This is a genomic window from Natronosalvus amylolyticus, assembly GCF_024298845.1.
Taxonomy (GTDB): Archaea; Halobacteriota; Halobacteria; order Halobacteriales; family Natrialbaceae; genus Natronosalvus; species Natronosalvus amylolyticus.
In genome coordinates, this window is sequence record NZ_CP101160.1 from 160743 (window position 1) to 182247 (window position 21505).

Below are 21505 nucleotides of genomic sequence, written 5' to 3' on the forward strand. Positions count from 1 at the left end.
CGATTCGGTATTAGATACCGCCTGTTGTACCAGATCGACCGCCAGCGACAACTGTCCCCACCTGTGAGAGCAGGATCATCGCTGCGAACATCATGCCAATGAGCCGGGGGTGGTTCTTGAGGAATTCTGCCGTCTTTGAGGTGTCCGTTTGGGACATATCGTGACCTGGGAGCGCGATTGTTATTATATTATTTAAAATATTCTTACTATAAGATTAAAGGAACAATGTGATTGGTCTGTGAAGTATTGCGTGAGCGGCTGTCTCAGAACCTCTACTCTCGATTTAGCTTTGTGTCATAGTACCAAACACACCCTATCCGCTATCTCGAGGACCTCCCTTCGCATTCGAAACGCATGTGCGAAAACGCACGGATACTACATACCGAAATGGCGTTCTCGAGTGGGATGATCGTTCAGTCACGAAAAATCCGTCAACTCGAGGACGTATTGCGCAGGAATCCCTATCAGTCGTCCTCAGCGTCCACGTGACAACTTCCATGCCCCGGCACGTCCTGCCCGTCGATGGCGTGCTGTGGCGGGACGTCTATAGCCGGACTCTCGTCGAAGAAGTTCACGGGCTGAAGCTTGAAGCTGTAGACCTGTGCGGGGAGGATTGGCCAATCCTCCGGTCGAGTCACGTGATTGACCCCGAGGGTGTACCAGAGCACGAGGTCTTCTTCCTCGAGATTTCGATCCGCTTCGGTCCAGGCAGGTAGACCGGCACCGCCGGGATGCTGATTCGGGAACGTGCCGGCCGGGAACCGTTCGTTCTCCCGATAGGGGGTCGCCCAGAGGTGGTATTTGATGAAGCCGGAACGCTCGAGGACGCTCGAACCCGGTTGCATCGCCGCTTCGACGTTGCCACCGGGCAGCAGTCGGTAGCCCGTCGACTTCCCGAGCGAATTTTCGGCGCTGGGGTTGACGACCTGCCAGTATCGGCCCTTGAGCGGGTCGATGAGGTCTTTGGCCTGTGATTCACTTGAGAGTTTCGTCCGGTCGGCATAGAACGCTTGCCCGCCGGGGTTCGTCGTCCGCTCGTCAGCATCACCCATCGGATCGAGTCCGCCCGGTCCAACGGGCACCTGCTGGTTCTGCACGCGATAGAGTGAATTTGGCCCGTCGTCGACGTTCATATCGAGCCGGAAATTGAAGAAGTGCTGGTGGATGGGGCCGTTGAGTTGCGGTGCGAGCAGTTCGCCGTAGCCTTCGGGATCCTCGTCCGGGCCGACGGCGGAGACGCTGTCGATCCCAGTTAGCCGGACCTCGACCTCCATGGACGCATCCTGGTAGAAATACCAGTTGAAGATATAATCGTAGTTTCCGACGGCTGCGACGAACGAGACGACGAGTCGGCGTCGTCGTCGAACTTCGTCGGACTGGGTACGCCAGTCGCTTCGCTCCCAGAGCGTGCCGTTGTCTTCCTCGTGGAGACAGATGGCGTTCTCGAGGCGGTTAACCTCTCCCTCGGCCGTGTTCATCACGGCGTCCCAGTAATGCATGTGGCCCAGACAGTCACAGCCGTTTGTCAGGGACTTGGCGAGTCGACCGATGTTGTACTCGCCGACGTCCATGGCGTTTTTGAACCGGTCGTTGATGTTCTGGTCGCCGTAGGGAACCGACATCTCGACGCAGGAGGCCCGGTCGATGATTGAGCGAACCTCGCCGTCGTCTTCGTAGCCGATTTCGTGGAGGACGAGCCCTTCGCGCTGGGTCCAGCCGACGCGCATGTGCCAGTTTTGCCACTCGAGTTTGCGTCCCTCGACGCTCCAACTCGGACCGTCGGGCTGATCGACGTTGTACGGAGCCAGATCGTCCCGGAGATCGACCTCCCCCTCGCGATAGGCCATTCCCTTTGGTGGGATGGGATTCTCCGCATCCGGTGGGCCGTAGTCGACGATTTCGACGACCTCCATGCGGTCGAGGTCGACGAACGTGTGTAGTCCTGAGATGGGGTGAGCATATCCCTCGTCCCCGACGTCCTCACTGGGTCGGAGGAACGTCAAGCCGTGGGCCAACCGTTTCGACCGATCGACGCTTTCAGGGATAAACTCGTGGCCGACCGACCAGGGATCGACCATCGCCCGATCAGTGTTCTCGACACCACGGGCTTTTACTGCCTGTTGCCATTCTTCGTGGGCTTTGACGGTTTCCTCGCACTCGATGAACTCCTCGATGGCAATCGAGGGCTGTCCGTCGACGTGCTCGAGGGTGACGACCGACTCGGCATCGAGGTCAACGATGGCAGAGATGGTTTCCCGGTCGGCGCTTTTCCGGATGACGATTCTGGCGCGCCGGGTTGGGCTTTCACCTCCGTCATCGTAGGCCTGCATGGCTTCTTTCGACGGCTCATCGAGTTCGACTTTGATGCAGAGGCTCGCCTTGCCAAGGTCGTGTTCGGTGACGAGGACGTCATACGCGGCTTCGATCTCCGATGGCTGTAGCGGATCGAGTGGATGACCGATCATCTTGGTGGATGATACCATGGAACAAGTTCCGGCGCATATTGACTTAAACCTCCGGTGCGAAGACATGTTTTCATCCAGCCTCGGTACCGGTCGCTCGAGCGCGATCTCGAGGCTTCCAACCCGAATAGTGGCTCCGCAAGCCCGAACGTGTGAGCCGAACCCGACAATCGCTATCGGCTCGTTTTACAGTTGAGGCGTGACGAATCACTGGCCCCGCCCACACGTCGACCCATGCCTGAAACCCGATACACACAATCGATTCCACGCAGGCGTTCAGATTTGGGAATCCACTTGAGAAACGCTCTCCAGTGATTGACAATCACGTTGGCCTGAGAAGCCGTTTTACGTTCTGCAGCATCGTACCCTGCCATGGTATGGCACAACACGAAATTCAACAACGCTTGTCCGTCGACCAGTATACGCTAGGCCTCGTCGGACCGGATCAGGACTGGGCGGGGACCGTCGCAGACGGCGGTACGATAGAGACGTACACGCCACCGGCGTGCTGGGGACCGATGATCACGCCGGAGTTCCGCGGCGGTCACGAGGTCACTCGACCAATCCGCGTCGAAAACGCAGCAGTCGGGGACGCGATAGCCCTGAAAATCAGGGACGTCGAGGTGACGAGCATGGCGACGAGTACTGGCACCATGCGCGAGCGTGAGGGCGCGTTCGGCGATGACCCGTTCGTCGACCACCGGTGTCCCGGCTGTGGCACCGAATGGCCCGACTCTGTCGTCGAAGGAACTGGAGAAGGTGCGATTCGCTGCCGTGAATGTGGCGAGAACGCCTCCGCATTCGGCTTCGAGTACGGTTACACCGTTGTCTTCGATGACGAACGAAGCGTTGGCCTCACGATGGATGCCGACGGCGCTCACGAACTCGCGACGGAAGCCCGGTCTGTGATGGATATTCCCCCGAACTCGAGGCAACATCCAATCCTCCTGTACGAGCCATCGGAGATGCCCGGCACGCTCGGGCGACTCCGCCCGTTCATCGGCAACGTGGGGACGACCCCGCCCATCGAGCTTCCGGACTCCCACAACGCTGGTGACTTCGGTCAGTTCCTCATCGGTGCCGACCACGAGTGGGGTCTCTCGAGTGAGGCAGAACTCGAAGAACGAACTGATGGGCACATGGACGTTCCGGAGGTGCGCGCCGGTGCCACGTTGCTCTGCCCAGTCAAGGTCGACGGTGGCGGGGTGTACGTTGGCGACCTCCACGCCAATCAGGGCGATGGCGAGCTATCGCTGCACACGACGGACGTCAGTGGGACGGTGACGATGGATGTCGAAGTGATCAAGGGACTCGATATCGACGGGCCGGTATTGCTCCCGAACGAGGAAGACCTGCCCTTCATTAGCAAGCCCTACAGCGAGGAGGAACGCCAGGCGGGTCGAGACCTGGCTGCAACTCACGGTGTCGACCTCGAGGCGGACATGGGCCCGATTCAGGTGATCGGCTCGGGTGGGACGATCAACGATGCGACTGACAACGCATTCGAGCGTGCAGGGTCACTGCTGGACATGACAGAGGGCGAAGTGAGAGCACGGTGTACCTTCACCGGTGGCGTCCAGATCGGACGGCTTCCTGGCGTCGTGCAACTCGATATGCTGGCACCGATGGACCGGCTCGAAGCGAGAAACATCGACCATCTCGTTCGTGAGCAGTACGGTCTCTAGTGGCTTCCCAAACCCGAACTGTTGTAGACAGGTAAAGCGCCAGAAGCGCGTTGACCTGCATTTTACAATACTCGACGACGATCGTCTTCGCCGCCGCTCGAGGTGCACGTTTAAATGCGCTGTACGTGGTTTTGGAGGCCATGTCCGAACCCCCGCTTCGTGTTGGTGTCCTGAGTTTTCACGACAGCAAAGAATCGAAGGCGATTCTCAACGCTGTCGAAAACCTCGGTCACGAGCCAGTCTGGCTTCGCGAACACAACGTCTTACTCCATTTTCTCGAGGACGCGTTCGTCATGGAACCGGACGTCGACGTCGTTATCAACCGTCTGCTACTCTCGACGACGAAACAACCCGTCGAAGCCGTCGGCATTGCCAACGCTATTGCCCAGTTTCGCCCGATCGTGAACCATCCCGACGCTGCTGCACTCGCGTCACACAAAATCGGTGCTGCGGCTGCGTTGGTCGAACAGGGTGTCCCGATTCCGGAAACGGCGCTTCCACTCGGCGCGACGACGCTTTCTCGGATCCGCCCGGAGTTCGGTGACCAATTTGTCTACAAAACGATCGTCGGCACGCACGGAGGCGGGGCCTGGAAGGTTCACCAGCACGATTTACTCACCGGAACGGTCGGCAGACGTCGCGCGTTTCTCCAGGTGCTCGTGGGGGCCTGCCGTGAGCGACCGAGGGACCTTCGCGTCTACGTCGTCGACAGGTCGGTCGTCGGGGCAATGTATCGATACGCGGCTGACGACGACTGGCGAACGAACGTCGCACGCGGGGGCGAGGTCGAAGACGTGACTGACGAACTTCCCACAGGTGTGGAGTCTATTGCTCTCCAGGCAACAGAGGCGGTCGGTCTCGACTGTGCCGGTGTCGACCTCATCGAAGGGCCTGACGGATGGGTTGTTCTCGAGGTCAATCCCACGGCGGGATTTAAGGGGCTGTTCGCGGCGACGGGGCGCAGTCCGGCACCCTACATCGCAAAACTCGCAATAGAGCGCGCCGGCGGGTCAGTCGACCACGAGCGCGTCAGCGCGCTAGCAGCGACGTTTGATGATTCGGTTCCTTCGAGTGCACCGAGTCGTGTGGAACCGATCGACCTCGAATCACCTGTCGTCGGTCGGACTGAGCGTGTCGTCGTCAGCGGGACGACAGACACGAGAGCCGTCATCGGTCGCGCCGACCCGACAAGCGCGAGGACCCGAATCGATCTTCAACTTGCGGCAGCAATCGGTGCTGGGCCGATTCAGGCGGGTGGGCAGAGTGTTGACGAGAGCGAGAAACGTCAGCCAGTCGTCGACGTCGTTATCGGCATTGCCGGCATCGAACGGACGATCAGTGCCACCGTCGAAGATCGGCCCGGTAGTAGATATCCACTGTTGCTTGGACGGGACGTTCTCGCGGATTTCCGGATCGACGTTGCCACAAAATACGAGGATCGCGAACGGGAACGACTCGAGGAGTAAGCTGCAAGCGCCGTTTCGGTTGTAGCCGAATGTCGGTTCGGACACGACGTTTCCACAATCACCTCTCGAGTTTGGGTCAACGATTATGTACTGGAATCGTGTTTGTTAGATTCATGGGTAACCCTATCCGTGTTTTACATGTCCAGACGGAGACCGAATTCGCCGATAGGGTTTCGACTACCCTCGAGCAGGCACACGAGGCACTCACTGTCGAAACGGCGGGCAGCGTGGAAGAAGGTCTCTCAGCCGTCTCCGAACGTACTATTCACTGTGTACTTTCGGCTGCCGAACTTTCCGAACGCAACGGTCTCGATTTATATTCGGATATTTGTCGAGAGGACGAATCGATGCCATTTATCCTCTATGCGAAAGAAGGAACGAAACAACCCCTCCGCGATGCCGTCTCGGCTAATATCTCCGAGTACGTTCCCAGAAATCGCCTCCTCGAGGCTCCCGAAAGGGTCACAGCGACCATCGAAGCAATCGTCGTACAATCGCGTCAACAACGTAAGAAACAGCACCTGCTCGATGCACTCGAGGCGGCCAACGAGGGCATTTGTCTCGTCGACGAATCGGACGAGTTCGCCTACGTTAACGAGGCGTACGCTGATCTGTACCGATACGAAGCTGAATCGATGGTCGGCGAATCCTGGGGACTGGTTCATCCGGAAGCCGATACCGAGGAACTGCACGAATCGATCCTCCCGACTGTCGAGGCGAACGGTGACTGGCAGGGGGAGACGACCGGGCTCCGAGCAGACGGCACGACGTTCGTTGGCGCACAAACGATTGAGAAGAGCGAAGACGGGTACGTGTGTACGGTGCAGGATGTTTCCGATACGAAACAGCGAAAGCGACGGTTCGAAGCCATTTTCAATAACACCTATACGTTCGTCGGGCTGATGGAGCCCGATGGAACGTTGCTCGAAGCGAACGAAGCAGCCCTGTCGTTCGGCGGCGTCGATCGGGAATCGGTCGTCGATCGGCCGCTCTGGGAGACCTACTGGTTCAGGGGGACGGAGGCGACACAGCGGGCTGCTCGAGCGGCGATACAGCAGGCGAGAAACGGGACGATGTACCGCGACGAAATCACGGTACGGGGTGCTGACCGCGAAATCGTTATCGACTTTTCCGTACGGCCGGTGACGAACGACGAGGGAGAAGTTACCTTACTCATCCCGGAGGGTCGAAATATCAGCGAGCGAAAGCAGTATCTCCGACAACTCGAGACGCTTGTCGATAATCTCCCAGGTATCGCTTATCGGTCACTGAACGAGAGAGGATGGGCGATGGAAAATGTGGGCGGCGAGGTCGAGACGTTAACGGGGTATACCGCGTCAGAACTGACGAGTAATAGTGGACTGTACGGCAAGGAACTTATCCACGAGGCTGATCGAGATATGGTGTGGGAAACGGTTCAAAGTGCTCTCCAGGAGCGTGAATCGTTCGAGCTCACGTACCGAATCAGAACGAAGGACGGGAAGTTAAAATGGGTCTGGGAACAGGGGCAGGGAATCTATTCGTCCGCTGGAGAAATCGAAGCCATTGAGGGGTTTATTACGGACATCACCGAACGAAAGCGTATTACCGACGAACTCCGGGAAGAGCGCGTATTCATCGACCAGGCTCTCGATGCGCTCGATGACGTGTTTTACGTGTTCGACAGGGATGGGGAGATACGTCGATGGAACTCGAAGCTTTCGTCTGTCACCGGGTATCGTGACGAGGATATAGACGAGATGTCGGTCGCGGATTTCGTTCCGCCGGAGGAACAGGAACGGATACTGTCTGCCTTCAGTGATGCACTGGAAACGGGTTCTGCCGTCATCGAGTCGGCGTTATGTACCGCTGATGGTGACAGCATTCCCTACGAGTTCACCGGCGCGAGGTTGACTGATTCTGAAGGGGCGACCGATGGACTCGTTGGGGTCGGCCGGGATATCACCGAACGACGACGGTACGAAGTGATGTTGAAGACGCTGCACGAGCGAACACGGGAGATGACTCGAGCGGACCAGACGGACACGATTGCCGACATTGCTGTGGAGGCGACTGACGACCTGCTCGATCTGGAACAGGCAGTGGTTTTCGAATTCGACGGCGGCAACTCGCTCGTTCCGCTCGCAGGGCCGACGCCACTCGACGGGACACAGTCTGACCGTCCTGCCGTAGATACAAACGAGAGTGACCTGTGGGAAGCCTTCGCCGATGGAGAATCGCGCTTTCTCGAGGAAACCGAAGGGACCGTATTACAGACTTTTTCGATCGAAACTGCGCTGGTTCTTCCGGTCGGAAATCACGGCGTGTTCGTGATCGGATCGGCTGACGAGTTGTCACTCGATCGGACACAACGTGAGTTTGCACACCTGATGAAAGAGAATTTGGCGGCGGCGTTCGACCACGCCAAACGGGAACGTGACCTCGGAAGACGTGACAGGCAGCTACAACGACAGAACGAATCGCTCGAGCAACTGAATCGGCTCAACGAACTGATTCGAGACATCAATCAGGCGCTCATCCGATCCGCATCACGGGCACAGATCAGCGAACGTGTCTGTAAGGGTCTGTCCGGCGCTGACGAGTACGCATTCGCCTGGCTGTGTACCCGTGACACTGCCGGTGAAGGATTCGAGCCAGTGGCCTGGAGCGGTGTGGATTCCGAATACATTGCCCATCTCGAGGAGACAGCACCCGAAACGCCGTTAGCAGAACTGATCGATCAGGCGTTTCGTTCGGCCGAAAGCGTCATCGCCAAGCAAGTTCTGGGACAACCCGAGTGGGAGCTTTATCGCCGAGACGCGCTGAATCAGGGATTCCGTGCTGTGGCGGCGATTCCGATCTCGAGAAATGGGCGTACCGACGGCGTCATCGTTATTCACGCGACTGCGGACGATATCTTCGACGACGAGGAGGTCCGGGTCCTCGAAGAACTTGGTGAAACGATCGGTTACGCCTTCGGTAACGTCGAGCGATTGCACGGGTTGCAGACGAACGAACACACCGAGATCGAGATCGAAATCACCGACGAACGCTTGTTCACGAATCGACTCGCTCAGCGGTTGGATGCAACTGTCGAATTTGTCGGCGCCGTCGATGTCGAAAGCGACGCGGCTCGAGTTTTCGTCCAATTTCAGGGCTTCGATGGCGGCGCGATCACAGACCGACTCTCCGAACTGGAGGCTGTATCCGAAAGTCGGCAGCTCTTTGCCGAAGACGGGACGCACCTTTGTCACCTCACCATCACCACTCCACAGCTGTTCTCGATTGTACAGGGTAGTGGACGTATTCAGTCACTCGAGAGTGCCGGAACTACGACGACCGCTACTATCGCGCTCATCCAGACGGTCGACGTTCGGTCGATAATCGAACAGCTTCAGGGTGCCTATTCACAGACCGAGCTCGTCGCCCGGCGCGAAAAGGAAGTTCCTGTCGGGACGCGTGAGACGTTCCGTGAACAGCTACTAAACGAACTGACCGAAAAACAATTCGATGCGTTGCAATCGGCGTACTACGGTGGTGGATATGAGTGGCCACGACGGAGTACGAACGAGGAACTTGCCGCGACCAAAGACATCGCTCCGTCGACGTTCCAGTATCATCTACGCGCGGCAGAACGCAAAATCATCTCGATGATCCTGTCGCCGTCGTAACCGGGTGACCGGGTTTCTTATGCACGCTTATATTGTATCAAACTAACAACTAAATATGATCCTGACACTATCGATGGGGTTTCTCATTGTCGTAATCGGCACGTATATCGGCGCAAAGTTGGCGCTTCGGTCTTTCTTTGGCCGGGACTTCGTCGATCCTGAGACGGGTGAGTTCACCTTGCCCGAGTCTTCCTTTGACGATTCGGTAGGGGAGAAAGGTCGGTAAGTCTCGAGTAAGTGGCCACGTCCGTTCAGGTTTGGAAAGCCACCCGACCCTCTTTTGAACGGAGACGGCGCGAGTCGGACTAGACTATTTTGTATTCGATTCCGAGCGACTATGCACGTAGATAGTGATGATTTCTTTGTGAGTGTGTCTGTTTTGATTAGGTACCCCTCCAGGTGATATTCATGGATCATGACCTCCCCGACCATAGTGAGCTAGATACTGCCGGGCATGTGACCGATGGCTATCGAACACGATACGACGAGTCGCCGAGTGGTGCCGTGAGTCGACTGCTCTCTGTGTTGTATCGTGATACACGGCCTCCGATGCTCTACGACGCTATCGATCCGGAAGCATTGGATACCCTCTTTGGGGCACAACCGACTCGAGCAGCACGTACGCTTTCGTTCAGGTGTGACGCCTACGTTATCACGGTCGAACGAGGAGGCAGTATCTTCGCGACGCCACGGCCGGCGGAATCCCGGGTAGCTGATGATGACGTGACCACCTCGAGTTCGTTCCCCATCCCGAGCCTATACCCGCGGTCGGAAGCCCGAGACTCCGCGACGAGCAATCGACGTTCGAGGACTGATCGGATCTCGAGCGGACAATCGTCCGCCGAACCTTCGCTCAGTATGCGGGTGATACAGGCGGTTGCCGATCGTAATGGGGTAGATCCGCTCGAGTTGTCGACGCCGTTGTATTACAGTCTCGACCCGGAAGCACTGGATTCGGTGTTTCAGGACACGACCGGACACCTGGCGTTCGAATACGACGGCTACACCGTGACCGTCGACAGTGGTGGCGCGATCGATCTCGATCAACTTCGATAGCGAGACCCCTCCCGGCTTGCGTTCGTGGCGGTGGGATTTGGGCCCGTTCAATACGTTTCAAATCGCGATTAGCGTGACGCCGACTACCGCAAGGACTGCGGCGACGAGTCGGATTCGGAAGTAGCGTTCACCCAGCAAGACCCCGCCGAGGATGACGGCGATGATCGCCTGCGTGTTGATGATCGGTGAGGCGATGCTTGCGGGCAAGACCGCGAAGGCGAGCGTCGTGACGTGTTCGCCGGCGGCGACGATCCCGCCAGCCAGGGCGAATTTCGGCAGGTCGGCTCGAGTGATCGACGGTGGATTACGTATCGCACTCGGCAACAACACGAGTGTCACGCCGAACAACAAGAGGGGAACCCAGAGGGTTTCGGGAATCGCGAGTTCCTGGAGTGCGATTCGCTTCCCGAGGTCGCTCACGGCGTAACACATGGCACTCAGCAGGGCGAACTGGGCCGGGCGTGATCGGGCGGCCTTGACGAACGGCCGAAACAACCCGCCCGGATCGTAATTGGCGACGTAGACGGCGAACGTGGCGACGACGACGCCCAGTACCTCGAGTGGGGTCAATATCTGGCCAAGCAATAGAATCTCGAGCGGCAGCACGAACATGGGAACGATCTTGTTGATCGGGGTGACGTAGGAGACGTCGCCCTCAGCGATGGCCCACAGGAACAGGACGAACGCAGCGGCGGTCATTACCGACGTCAACGTGACGATTCCCAGTTCACCGAGTCCAAACTCCGCCAGCAGCCCGCTCGAGAAGTCGGTTCTGGTGAGCGCGACTGGCAGGTACCACGTGAGCGCGAACGTGTTGATCAGGACGGTCAGCGCTGCTGGTGGATAGCCCGAAAACGAGCGTTTCAACAGGTAGATGTAAAATCCCCAGATAAACGCTGCCGTAATCGCGAAACCGAATCCGGGGTCCATTACTCGAGCCGAGGGGAATGCGGTTCAAGAGTGGTTCGATTACCGGCCCAGGGCGGTTCGCGGTCTATCCACCAGACTTATATTAGCGAACTCTAATATTAGAAACTGCTAAAATGAATACTCGTCAATCGAACGGAATCGATACCCAATCCGACATCGAGGAGGCGTCGTGTTGTACGCCAGTCTCGTCGCCACTTTCCGAACGGGAGCTGGCTACCGACGTTCGGGCGCTGTCCGCAATAGGCAACGATACCCGGTACGAAGCCCTTCGAATTGTGGCCGCGGCTGAAAACGGCGTCTGTGTCTGTGAACTCGAGCCAGCACTCGGTGTGACGCAAGGAGCTATCAGCCAGGCCCTCTCGCGACTGTACGGCGCTGGTCTGGTCACCCGCCGCAAGGAAGGTCGATGGCGATACTACAGCGTGACGCCTCGAGCCGAACGGTTACTCGATGTGCTCGATGACACCAGAGAGGTCGACGATGAGTGACGACGAAGGCTCTCGAGCGGCGGTAGACGACGACCTCGAGGCGACGGAACAGCGACGAGTCGTCAGAGAACGGTACGCCAGCGTCGCGACCGACTCGAGTGCTGATGCCGGCGATACCGTTACGTCCTGTTGTAGCAGCTCCGATACTGACGCGTCTGCCGGAGACACCGATTCTGGCGCGTCTGCGAGGAACAGCAACACGGCGTCGTCTGCCGGCAATACCGACTCTGGGTCGTCGGCGGACGATTCCTGCTGTAGCGGTGCTGATGGCAGTACGAACGCGTTCGATGCCACAGCTCTAAAGATGGGATACTCCGAGGCGGCGCTAGAGGCCGTCGAACCCGGGGCTAATCTCGGTCTCGGCTGTGGCAACCCGACGGCAATCGCGAGCCTCGAGGCGGGAGAAACCGTTCTTGATCTCGGTTCCGGAGCTGGTTTCGACTGTTTCCTCGCGGCTCGGGAAGTCGGCGACGATGGGCGTGTCATCGGCGTCGATATGACGCCGGCAATGGTCGAGAAAGCTCGCGAGAACGCCGTGAAAAACGAAGCCGAGAACACGTCGTTTCGACTCGGCGAAATCGAACACCTGCCGGTTGCCGACGGGACCGTCGACGTGATTATCTCGAACTGCGTGGTAAACCTCTCGCCAGACAAGCCACAGGTGTTTCGCGAAGCGTTTCGCGTGCTTCGACCGGGTGGCCGGCTTGCTATTGCCGATGTCGTCCGGACCGCCGAGTTCCCCGAGAGCGTTCGACTCGATTCGGCCGCCATCGCTGGCTGTATTGCTGGGGCAGAACGGATATCCACGCTCGAGTCGATGCTTGACGCCGCCGGGTTCGAGGCGATTTCACTCGAACCCAAAGCAGAGAGTGAGTCGTTTATCCGCGAGTGGGACGACGAACGGGACGTTAGCGAGTACATCGTTTCGGCGCGGATCGAAGCTCGGAAACCGGAGCAGTGAATCTTGACATCCTCCGCACGACTGAAGTCGTGGGATTCCCCGCGCTTGGGGTCGGGCGTTCCGACGCCAACGGAGACAACTTCCCATCCTCGGTGGACGGTCTCGGTTTGCAGACAGTGCGTCAGGGGCGGTGGGCGTGTGGTGACGCCAGCCCATACAGGCTACCCTGCTAACACCCTGCGGGCCGTGCCATCGGCCCGACTCGGACTTGCGTCCGAGTCTCACTTGGGCAGGGTTGCTTTTTGATAGTGGAGACCCCAATCCAACTCCAATTTTCCCGAGCGAGTTGTACTCTCGGACGACCTTGTCTGACCTAAGCGTTGTGGGTTTGAAGGAACTCGTCGGATTCATCCGCACGACTGAAGTCGTGGGCTTTCTCCTCGACTTCGTGTAACACGCGTTAGCTGAATACCGCCCGAAGGGCGAACAGGACGTTCCCTTTGCGTTCGCGAAGTCGTCTGTAAAAGTAGGATAGCCACTTGTTCCCGTACGGAATGTACTGATAGACGGTCACGCCTTCGGCAGCGAGTTCGTACTGGCGCTCGTCTCGGACGCCCATTAGCATCTGTACCTCGTACGGCGTGCCGTACTCCTCGTGCAATCGTCGTGCGTGGGCGATCATCGCCGGATCGTGACTGCCGACGGCGATGCCGTCATCGAAGTGCTCGAACATGTACTCGAGTAACTCCCGATACCGATCGTCGATCCGTGATTTTTCTCGAATTGAGACGTCCTTCGGCTCGTTGTACGCCCCTTTGACGAGTCGGATTTTTCCCGGGGCGTCGGCCAGTCGCTCGAGGTCCGCACGGGTTCGGTTGAGGTTCACCTGCAGGCACAACCCCATCCCACCCTCGTGGGAACGGACGAGCGATTCGTAAGCATCGAGGGTTACGTCCGTTGTCGTGTAATCTTCCATATCGACCCAGACGAAGACGTCGTTGTCCGCACCGGTCTGGGCGATCTCCTCGAGATTTTTCTTGAAGACGTCATCGCCCACGTCGAGGCCGACCTGTGACGGTTTGACCGAGACGCACGCCTCGAGGTCACGCTCGTCGATGTATTCGATCAACTCGAGGTATTCGGCCGTGTCCTCGGCTGCCTCGGCAGGGTCGTCGTAGTGTTCACCGAGCAGGTTACAGATGCCGGCGACGCCTTTCCCGTTGAGCCGTTCGACGTGTGCGAGGGCCTCGGTAGCTGATTCACCTGCGACGAAGTTACTGGCGACCGGCGGTATCATTGGCTACGTAAGTAGCGGTAGAGAACCCGTATAAACGCTACCCCGACCAAAACTTGTGGCGGTAATTTCGGAGGAATAAATGCGTCATTCTCACAACGAGCGAGGTGAGTCGACGGGTTCGGGGTTGAGAAGTTTGGCTTCGGCTTTTCGCAGGTGCTCGAGCAGCGTCGTCTTCGCGATGCCCGCTGCATCGGCAAGTTCCCGAGTCGTGCATTCTCGAGGCCAGGTATAATAGCCCTGCTCGCAGGCGAGTTCGTAGATTTCGCGTTGGCGCTCTGAGAGCGCATCGACACGGCGTGGCACGTCCTGTGTGCGGGTTTCGTGTGAGTAAATCTTTGTCACGGAGATGTCGGCGTCGTACTCCTCGCGGATGACGTTGAGTCTGTCGTGGAGTTCGTCTCTGTTTGCCTGTTCGACGAACACAGACCAGTACTCGAGGCCATCCCGGACGCGAACGGGTGCATCCTGAATGAATCCCTGGCCGAGCAGCCCGTCGCTGATCGTATTGCTCGGGTCGTATTCGACGAACAATTCTTTCGTCGTATAGCCCGAGGTCAGGCCGTGATGTTCGAACTCGTATCGTCGTTGCATCTCCGAGACCGAGGAGGTCAGTGGAGACTGCCGCGTAGCTTCGACGAGTGATTCGACGGCTGCTGCTGATTCTCCATATGCGGTAAAATGCCCCTTTACCCGCCCGTCAGTCCCGTTCGAGACGGTGTGGGCGATCAATCCCGTGTCCTCGCCTTCGGTCACCTCGAGAGTCCAGCAGTCAGGATGCCAGATCTCGAGCGTCAGGCGGGCACTTTTCGACCCCTGTTCATCGAGCGTTTCCATGTACAGTGTACACGGGGGTATGTATTCAAAGTTCACACCCGACCATGGGAGGGTTCGAATACAGGGTAATTCTTTCCCAGTCACCACTATGAGCCGAGACGCAGCAACTGACCGATACCAACACTACATCGACGGTGCGTGGACTGACGGTACTGGCGGCGAAACCTTCGAAAGCAAAAATCCGGCGACTGGAGACCTGCTCGCAACGTTCGAGCGCGGAACCGAAGCCGATGTCGATACAGCCCTCGAGGCCGCTGACGACGCCTTCGAGGAGTGGCGCTCGTTGTCCTACATCGACCGTGCCGAGTACCTCTGGGACATCTATCACGAACTGCGCGATCGCACGGACGAACTAGGTGAAATCGTTTCGAGAGAGTGTGGCAAGGAAATCTCCGAGGGTCGCGCGGACGTTATCGAGGCCTACCACATGGTCGAGTGGGCGGCCGCGAACGCCCGCCATCCACACGGCGACGTCATCCCGAGCGAGATTCCCTCGAAAGACGCCTACATGCGCCGGAAACCACGCGGTGTGATCGGCTGTGTCACGCCCTGGAACTTCCCGGTCGCGATCCCGTTCTGGCACATGGCGATTGCACTCGTCGAAGGGAATACCGTCGTCTGGAAGCCAGCCGAACAGACACCGTGGTGTGGACAGATCATCGCCGAAATGATGGACGATGCTGGCGTTCCCGACGGCGTGTTCAACATGGTGCAGGGCTTTGGCGACGCTGGCGCATCTATCGTCGACGACTCGCGCGTCGATACCGTCCTCTTCACCGGCTCAGCCGAAGTTGGCCACGAAATTGCCGGCAAGGTCGGCGGCGAACCCGGCAAACTCGCGGCCTGTGAGATGGGTGGCAAAAACGGCATTATCGTCGCCGAAGACGCCGACCTCGATATCGCCGTCCACTCGGCCGTCATGTCGAGCTTCAAAACCACCGGCCAGCGCTGTGTCTCGAGCGAGCGCCTGATCGTTCACGAGGACGTCTACGACGAGTTCAAAGCCCGCTACGTCGAGGCCGCCGAGAACGTCGCCGTGGGCGACCCGCTCGACGAAAACACGTTCATGGGGCCGGCCATCGAACCCGAGCACGTCGAAAAGATCCACAAACACAACGAACTCGCGAAAAAGGAAGGTGCCGAGGTGCTGGTCGACCGTGCTGACCTCAACGAAGGCGAGATTCCGGACGGGCACGCTAACGGCAACTGGGTCGGCCCGTTCGTCTACGAAATCGAGTACGATTCCGACCTTCGCTGTCTCCAGGAGGAGTGTTTCGGTCCACACGTCGCTCTCATCGAGTACAGCGGCGGGATGGACCGCGCCCTCGAGATTCACAACGACACCCATTACGGATTGGCGGGAGCAATCATCTCCGAAGACTACCGCAAGATCCATCGCTTCCGCGATGAGGCAGAAATCGGCCTCGCCTACGCGAACCTGCCGTGTATCGGCGCGGAGGTCCACCTGCCCTTTGGCGGCGTGAAAAAGTCCGGCAACGGCTATCCGAGCGCGAGAGAAGTTATCGAAGCGGTCACCGAACGCACGGCCTTTACCCTCAACAACTCGAGCGATATCGAGATGGCACAGGGGCTCTCGGCTGATATCACGACCCAGGACGATACCGACCCGACCCTCGAGTAGGGGCTTCGTCTTGATCGCAGGACGCACAGACTTCATACCGACGACCGTCGATAGCACTCTATACACGATGACAGACGACGACATTCCAACGCAGACTGACATCCTCGTCATCGGCGGGGGCGTGATGGGCACGAGTACCGCCTACTTCCTCGCGACGATGACCGACCGCTCGGTGACGCTCCTCGAGAAGTCTCAACTCGCGTCCGGTTCGACTGGCGACTCCTCGGCCATCTTGCGCCATCACTACGGCGACGAGGACATCTACACCGAAATGGCCTGGTGGAGCCATCAGTTCTTCCGCGCCTTCGACGAGAAACTGGATGCAGCGCTTTCGTACGAAGAATCGCCCCTGGTTCGCTTCGCCGACGAGGGGACGACCGGCGGCGACTACGCTCGAGCGGGCTACGAGGCCCTTCGCGAACGCGACATTCCGGTATCGGCGTACACGGGCGAGGAAATCACCGAACAGTATCCGATGTTCGACGTGGACGAGCGCTACGACCTCGCCGTCAGCGACGACAGTGCCGCCTACTCCGACGGGACCGATGCCGCGCTTGGCTTCGCTCGCGGGGCTCGAGACGCCGGTGCAGGCATCGTCACGGGCGTCGAGGTGCAGATCCTCGAGGCTGAGAGTGGAAAAATAACCGGCGCCCAGACCGATCAGGGCACAATCGCCTGCGAGACGGCCATCGTGGCTGCCGGCCCCTGGACGCCTCGCCTCGCTGAGACGGTCGGTGTGGACGTGCCGATCACACCCGTGCGCGAACAGATCGTCTTGCTCGACCCGCCGGCCGACTACGCCGAGGCGTTTCCGTCTTTGACGCCGACGACGAGTTTCCCCGGCGGCGAGTGGTACATTCGGCCGGATTTCGGCGACGGCATTCTGGTCGCGACCCACCGACACACTGAGGAGACGGACCCGGACGCCTACGATAACACGCCCGACGAGGAAACCATCCTGGAACTCGTCGACGAGTTCGCCAATCACGTCCCGGAACTACGGGATGCTGGACTCAAAGGCCAGTACTGTGGCGTCTACTCGACGACCCCTGACCACGATTTCATCATCGATCAGGCCGGCCCCGAGGGCTGTTATCTCTGCTGTGGCTTTTCCGGCCACGGCTTCAAACACGGCCCCGCGGTAGGCAAACTGACCGCCGACCTGGTGCTCGAGGGCGGGAGCGATATGGTCGACCTCGAGTACTTCTCGCTCGAGCGGTTTGCCGACGACCCGGACGGACACGGGTTACCGATGGACAATATCTGAGAACGGTTTTGACCGTCTGGTCGTTTGATTCAACTAAACTCTCAATTCGATATCGTATAACTATTAAAAATGCAGCGTTAACGATTCTTTGTACTATCGGTTCGGCGTTCGCGTTCAGGCGTGATGAACCACTCGGTGGCTTCCCAACCCCGATCGGTTGCGTGAAAGCGATGACTGTTGTCCGGTTTCACGCACTGATCGACGTTTTGGAGGTGACCAAGAGCACGACGTTTTTGATAAATGCGTGTATAGTCCTCCACGAAATACTATCGGAACTGCAAGTTCGTCAGCGGTGAATCTCCGCTGCGAACAACTTCCGTTGGGCAGCCCGCAGGTGCTGCGTGAAGGTCGCCCGCGAAATGTCGAGGGCGTCGGCGAGTTCTCCCGTGTTGTTGTGGCGCGGTCGCTCGAAGTAGCCCGCCTCGACGGCGAGTTCGAGAACCTGTCGCTGGCGGTCGGTCAGGTCGTCGATCAGTTCGGCCCTCGAGGTAGTAGACTCGTCTGCGGTCCAGAGCGTTTTCACCGAACCCTCTCCGTAGCGGTCTGTGAGGGCGTCGACACACGTGCTGACGGTACTGTCACCACCGAGGCCGACCGAAATCCGTGCTTGTCTGCTATTGACAACGGTTTTCGATAGCGAAACCCCGGCGTCGACGAGCCGTGTTTCGGGAGCCGACGATTCGACGACGAGTCCACACGTGATGGCGTCGTCGGTGCGATAATAGTCGACCGAGAGGACAGTTTCGGTCGAGTCGACTCCGGCCGAGAGGTCGGCTCGTGTGACTTCCCGAACGGTCGTCACGTAGAGTACCTCGTCATCGTTTCGGGGGATAACCGTTGCGACGCGGAGCGTCACTCCCTCGGGGAGTGCTGTCGCAAGTTCGAGGAGCGGGTGGCACCCCTCGCTGAGTATGAAATCGACGGTCGTGGTGGCAGATGAGAGAAGTGTTCGTTTCCACGCGGTCGTCTGAAAGGCGTAACCGACCGTTTCGGCGTACTCGGTGAGCAACGCCTGTTCACGGTCGTCGATCTGTGGCATCCGGCTATAGACCGTTAGTACACCGAAATAGACTCCGTTGTGACTGATCGGGATCGCAGCCACTACGCTAAACCCATGGTCGACGGCAACTCGCTCCCAGTCGGTCGACTCGTTTGTCGTTCCCTCGGTATCTGTCACCGCGTGGACGACCGGTTCGGTTTTCTCGAGTGCGCGGAACGCGGGTTCGGTGCAGTCGGCAGGCTGCGTTCCGGGCGTGATTACGGCTTCGAGATAGTCGGTGTCACCAGCCGTCGCCAGCGGGACAACCCCGTGGTCATCGTCGAGAACAGCAATCCACGCACAGGCGTAGCCGCTGTCGACCAGCTGCTCGCAGATGTTCCTGCCGAGCTCCGAACGGGTGGCTGAGGCGGTTACGGTCTCGAGGAGGGACTCCTTCTGGCGACGCTCGCGGGCCAACGCTCGGCGGCTCCGGTCAGCCTCCACAGCCGTTTCGATCCGGCGGACCAACCCGGTGGGTTGCTGGCCGAGATCCAGCTTTCGGACGTAGTCGGTAACCCGCTCGCCGATCGCATCGCTGGCAACCGTCTCGTCACCCTCTCCGGTTACCAGGATAAACGGCAGATCCGGTTCGGTGGCACGAACCTCGGCCAACAGTTCGACACCGGTACCGTCACCGAGCTGGTAGTCACAGACGACACAGTCCGGTTCGGTGGCTGCGAGTGCATCTCGGGCCGCCTCGAAACTGGTCGCCGTCGATACACTGAGTCGCTCGTTGGAGCGCTCGAGCAGTCGACGCTGCGTCCGAGCCCACGTCTCGTCGTCGTCGATCAGGAGCACCGAAATCGGTCTGGGAGAAGTGGCTGGCGAAACTGCGTCTGCCGTATCGGTCACGGACACGCTCCACGTATTCCTCGAGTGCGACCGAAGCCGACCTCATCACGTCGGACACAATCCATTATAGGAGATATTCTCGTGAGAGCGTATTAAAACGTATGCCACCCTATGGTGGTGTCTCGCCGGGTGCGACCGGTTCATCGAGCGTGTGGGACCGTCTCGATTTCGAAGCGTGCACCACCATCAGCGCCATCGGTGACCGATAGTGACCAGCCGTGCGCCTCGACAATCGTCCGAACGATCGCCAGTCCGTAGCCGGCTCCACTCCCGGTCGATACCCCAAACGCCAGGAGATCCTCGCGTCGACCCGCCGGAATTCCTGGGCCGTCGTCCTCGATATAAAACCCCGAAGTGGTGGACAGTCGCCCGATTCGGACAGTTGTCGCTCCCCTCTGCCCGTCGACCGCATGCTCGGCGACGTTCGAAAACAGGTTCTCAAACGCCTGCTGAAGCCGACTCGCGTCCGCACGCAGCGTGTCGCTCGAGTCGATCAACAGGTACAGATCGCCAGTGTCGACCACCTCCCACGCCCCTCTGGCGACCGTTTCGAGATCGCAGTCGGTCGGCGTCTCCACGTCGGTGCTTTCGCGGGCGAGCGCGGGGAGCCCCTCCGCAAAGGCCCGGAGGCGACGGTGGACGGCTTCGAGATCCGCCAACGACTGGTCGATCTCGGCCGAGGGTGACTCGAGGTCCGCCCGAACGAGATGGAGGAGGCCTTCGCCGGTCGCCAACGGCGTCGCCAGATCGTGGGAGACGACGCCCGCGAGGCGCTCGAGCTGTTCGTTTTTGGCCTCGAGGCTCTCCTGTTGGCGCTTCTGGACCGTGATGTCGGTCAGTGAGAGGATACGGCCACGGGGGTCGGCCTGGGTGGTCCGCTCGGTGCCTCGAAGCCGTGCGATAAATTGGTGCGGGGTGCCGTCGACCTCGATCACACACTCAATGCTCTCACGGAGTCCCGGATGGAGATCGCCGTCTTCGAGCAGCGGTTCTGGGAGAATCGTGTTGAGATCGCTCCCCTCGATCCGGTCGCCGTCGGCATCCACCAATCGTCGTGCGGCTCGGTTGGCATCCAGCACTCGGTTCGACGTGGTGACGACGAACACGGGATCGTCGAGGGTGTGAAACACTCGTTCGTGGGCGATCGGGACGAACCCCGTGAGTTCGGCGCGTTGGACGATCACCGCCAACGGGATGCCGACGATGACGAAGACGACGGGTGTGAGATCCGCCGTCGGAATCGGCTGGAAGCCGAGATGAAACACGCCGTTGGCGAACCACGGCGCGCTCAGACAGGCAAACAGGACCAGCGACTGGCGTCTGTACAGTCGGTTGTTCGTGACGGTCTCGCCGACGATGAGGCCCGTCCCGATCAGGAGCAGGCCGTATGAGTAGACGATATTGATCCGGTGACCGATCGCGGGCGGGGTCTCGAGCAGGGCGACGCCGTCGACCGTTCGGACGAACATTTCCGCATAGAACCACGTGTGATACGAGGCGGTCCAGACGAGCGCGAGAACGCCGGCGGGGACGACCGACAGGAGCACGAGCCGCCGCCGTGAGAGCCACGCCCCACGGTCGGTGTACTGGAGGGCGAAGACGACCCAGACGATTGGGGCAGTGACGACGGAGAGATAGGACAGTTGGATGAAAAACAGCAGCCACGCTTCGGTCGAGGCGACGAGATAGCCGACGTAGGTGGCCGCCCAGAAGCCGATCACCAGGAGAAACAGTCCGAACGTGAAGGCGGGCTGTCGACGGTCGTATTTGGCCAACAGCGAGACGGCGAGCAATCCGCCGATGACTGCCGACCCCGAATACGCGATCAGCCCGGAAACGTACATGAATCTGTGACTCTCTCGAGCGGCAGACAGTACCACTCTGTCGATTTTGATCACTGTGGTGGGGTATCTCGGAGATGGCCGACAGGTGACGC

Annotated in this window: 16 protein-coding genes; 9 read left to right on the forward strand and 7 right to left on the reverse strand. The window is 59.2% G+C overall.

Annotation, left to right across the window (positions count from 1 at the left end; translation table 11 throughout):
- Window positions 1-10: 10 nt before the first annotated feature.
- Window positions 11-157: a DUF7503 family protein gene (locus tag NLK60_RS18570; protein ID WP_254811076.1), complete on the reverse strand. Its 147-nt coding sequence runs from the start codon at window positions 155-157 to the stop codon at window positions 11-13.
- Between the two features lie 307 nt (window positions 158-464).
- On the reverse strand, window positions 465-2483 hold the full coding sequence (locus NLK60_RS18575) for a primary-amine oxidase (protein WP_254811077.1): 2019 nt from the start codon (window positions 2481-2483) through the stop codon (window positions 465-467).
- Window positions 2484-2839: 356 nt separating this feature from the next.
- On the opposite strand from NLK60_RS18575, the gene NLK60_RS18580 reads away from it, so the two are divergent.
- The 5 genes from NLK60_RS18580 (at window position 2840) to NLK60_RS18600 (ending at window position 10319) form a co-directional block, all read left to right on the forward strand.
- Window positions 2840-4147 carry an acetamidase/formamidase family protein gene (locus NLK60_RS18580; protein ID WP_254811078.1) on the forward strand — a complete coding sequence of 436 codons (1308 nt, stop codon included), beginning with the start codon at window positions 2840-2842 and terminating at the stop codon, window positions 4145-4147.
- Between the two features lie 140 nt (window positions 4148-4287).
- Window positions 4288-5613, forward strand: a complete 1326-nt coding sequence (locus NLK60_RS18585; protein WP_254811079.1) for a RimK/LysX family protein — start codon at window positions 4288-4290, stop codon at window positions 5611-5613.
- Between the two features lie 113 nt (window positions 5614-5726).
- Window positions 5727-9263 carry a PAS domain S-box protein gene (locus NLK60_RS18590; RefSeq protein ID WP_254811080.1) on the forward strand — a complete coding sequence of 1179 codons (3537 nt, stop codon included), beginning with the start codon at window positions 5727-5729 and terminating at the stop codon, window positions 9261-9263.
- A 55-nt stretch (window positions 9264-9318) separates the two neighbouring features.
- On the forward strand, window positions 9319-9489 hold the full coding sequence (locus NLK60_RS18595; protein ID WP_254811081.1) for a hypothetical protein: 171 nt from the start codon (window positions 9319-9321) through the stop codon (window positions 9487-9489).
- A gap of 182 nt (window positions 9490-9671) precedes the next feature.
- Window positions 9672-10319, forward strand: coding sequence for a HalOD1 output domain-containing protein (locus NLK60_RS18600; protein ID WP_254811082.1), 648 nt, complete (start codon window positions 9672-9674; stop codon window positions 10317-10319).
- Window positions 10320-10376: 57 nt separating this feature from the next.
- Here the strand turns inward: NLK60_RS18600 and NLK60_RS18605 are convergent, their stop codons facing one another.
- Window positions 10377-11249, reverse strand: coding sequence for a DMT family transporter (locus NLK60_RS18605; protein WP_254811083.1), 873 nt, complete (start codon window positions 11247-11249; stop codon window positions 10377-10379).
- 113 nt (window positions 11250-11362) lie between these two features.
- Between NLK60_RS18605 and NLK60_RS18610 the strand changes: the two genes are divergently transcribed.
- Window positions 11363-11737: an ArsR/SmtB family transcription factor gene (locus NLK60_RS18610; protein ID WP_254811084.1), complete on the forward strand. Its 375-nt coding sequence runs from the start codon at window positions 11363-11365 to the stop codon at window positions 11735-11737.
- On the forward strand, window positions 11730-12698 hold the full coding sequence (arsM, locus tag NLK60_RS18615; RefSeq protein ID WP_254811085.1) for an arsenite methyltransferase: 969 nt from the start codon (window positions 11730-11732) through the stop codon (window positions 12696-12698). Before NLK60_RS18610 ends, arsM begins: the two co-directional genes overlap by 8 nt.
- 400 nt (window positions 12699-13098) lie before the next feature.
- Here the strand turns inward: arsM and NLK60_RS18620 are convergent, their stop codons facing one another.
- Both NLK60_RS18620 and NLK60_RS18625 read right to left on the reverse strand, forming a co-directional pair.
- On the reverse strand, window positions 13099-13935 hold the full coding sequence (locus NLK60_RS18620) for a proline dehydrogenase family protein (RefSeq protein ID WP_254811086.1): 837 nt from the start codon (window positions 13933-13935) through the stop codon (window positions 13099-13101).
- 90 nt (window positions 13936-14025) lie between these two features.
- Window positions 14026-14769, reverse strand: a complete 744-nt coding sequence (locus NLK60_RS18625) for a helix-turn-helix domain-containing protein (RefSeq protein ID WP_254811087.1) — start codon at window positions 14767-14769, stop codon at window positions 14026-14028.
- Between the two features lie 88 nt (window positions 14770-14857).
- On the opposite strand from NLK60_RS18625, the gene NLK60_RS18630 reads away from it, so the two are divergent.
- The gene (locus tag NLK60_RS18630) at window positions 14858-16411 is read left to right on the forward strand and encodes an aldehyde dehydrogenase family protein (RefSeq protein ID WP_254811088.1); all 1554 of its coding nucleotides are present in this window, start codon (window positions 14858-14860) and stop codon (window positions 16409-16411) included.
- Between the two features lie 67 nt (window positions 16412-16478).
- Window positions 16479-17678: an NAD(P)/FAD-dependent oxidoreductase gene (locus NLK60_RS18635; RefSeq protein WP_254811089.1), complete on the forward strand. Its 1200-nt coding sequence runs from the start codon at window positions 16479-16481 to the stop codon at window positions 17676-17678.
- Window positions 17679-17964: 286 nt separating this feature from the next.
- Here NLK60_RS18635 and NLK60_RS18640 read toward each other — a convergent pair whose 3' ends face one another.
- Together NLK60_RS18640 and NLK60_RS18645 are read right to left on the reverse strand one after the other, a co-directional pair.
- Entirely contained in the window at window positions 17965-19569 is a 1605-nt protein-coding gene (locus NLK60_RS18640) for a helix-turn-helix domain-containing protein (protein WP_254811090.1), read from the reverse strand.
- A gap of 140 nt (window positions 19570-19709) precedes the next feature.
- Window positions 19710-21413: a histidine kinase N-terminal 7TM domain-containing protein gene (locus tag NLK60_RS18645; RefSeq protein WP_254811091.1), complete on the reverse strand. Its 1704-nt coding sequence runs from the start codon at window positions 21411-21413 to the stop codon at window positions 19710-19712.
- Between the last annotated feature and the right edge of the window lie 92 nt (window positions 21414-21505).

Bases quoted from the DNA above. Each gene is read 5' to 3' on its own strand.
- NLK60_RS18570 (WP_254811076.1), bottom strand. From the start codon at position 157: ATGTCCCAAACGGACACCTCAAAGACGGCAGAATTCCTCAAGAACCAC.
- NLK60_RS18575 (WP_254811077.1), bottom strand. From the start codon at position 2,483: ATGGTATCATCCACCAAGATGATCGGTCATCCACTCGATCCGCTACAG.
- NLK60_RS18580 (WP_254811078.1), top strand. From the start codon at position 2,840: ATGGCACAACACGAAATTCAACAACGCTTGTCCGTCGACCAGTATACG.
- NLK60_RS18585 (WP_254811079.1), top strand. From the start codon at position 4,288: ATGTCCGAACCCCCGCTTCGTGTTGGTGTCCTGAGTTTTCACGACAGC.
- NLK60_RS18590 (WP_254811080.1), top strand. From the start codon at position 5,727: ATGGGTAACCCTATCCGTGTTTTACATGTCCAGACGGAGACCGAATTC.
- NLK60_RS18595 (WP_254811081.1), top strand. From the start codon at position 9,319: ATGATCCTGACACTATCGATGGGGTTTCTCATTGTCGTAATCGGCACG.
- NLK60_RS18600 (WP_254811082.1), top strand. From the start codon at position 9,672: ATGGATCATGACCTCCCCGACCATAGTGAGCTAGATACTGCCGGGCAT.
- NLK60_RS18605 (WP_254811083.1), bottom strand. From the start codon at position 11,249: ATGGACCCCGGATTCGGTTTCGCGATTACGGCAGCGTTTATCTGGGGA.
- NLK60_RS18610 (WP_254811084.1), top strand. From the start codon at position 11,363: ATGAATACTCGTCAATCGAACGGAATCGATACCCAATCCGACATCGAG.
- arsM (WP_254811085.1), top strand. From the start codon at position 11,730: ATGAGTGACGACGAAGGCTCTCGAGCGGCGGTAGACGACGACCTCGAG.
- NLK60_RS18620 (WP_254811086.1), bottom strand. From the start codon at position 13,935: ATGATACCGCCGGTCGCCAGTAACTTCGTCGCAGGTGAATCAGCTACC.
- NLK60_RS18625 (WP_254811087.1), bottom strand. From the start codon at position 14,769: ATGGAAACGCTCGATGAACAGGGGTCGAAAAGTGCCCGCCTGACGCTC.
- NLK60_RS18630 (WP_254811088.1), top strand. From the start codon at position 14,858: ATGAGCCGAGACGCAGCAACTGACCGATACCAACACTACATCGACGGT.
- NLK60_RS18635 (WP_254811089.1), top strand. From the start codon at position 16,479: ATGACAGACGACGACATTCCAACGCAGACTGACATCCTCGTCATCGGC.
- NLK60_RS18645 (WP_254811091.1), bottom strand. From the start codon at position 21,413: ATGTACGTTTCCGGGCTGATCGCGTATTCGGGGTCGGCAGTCATCGGC.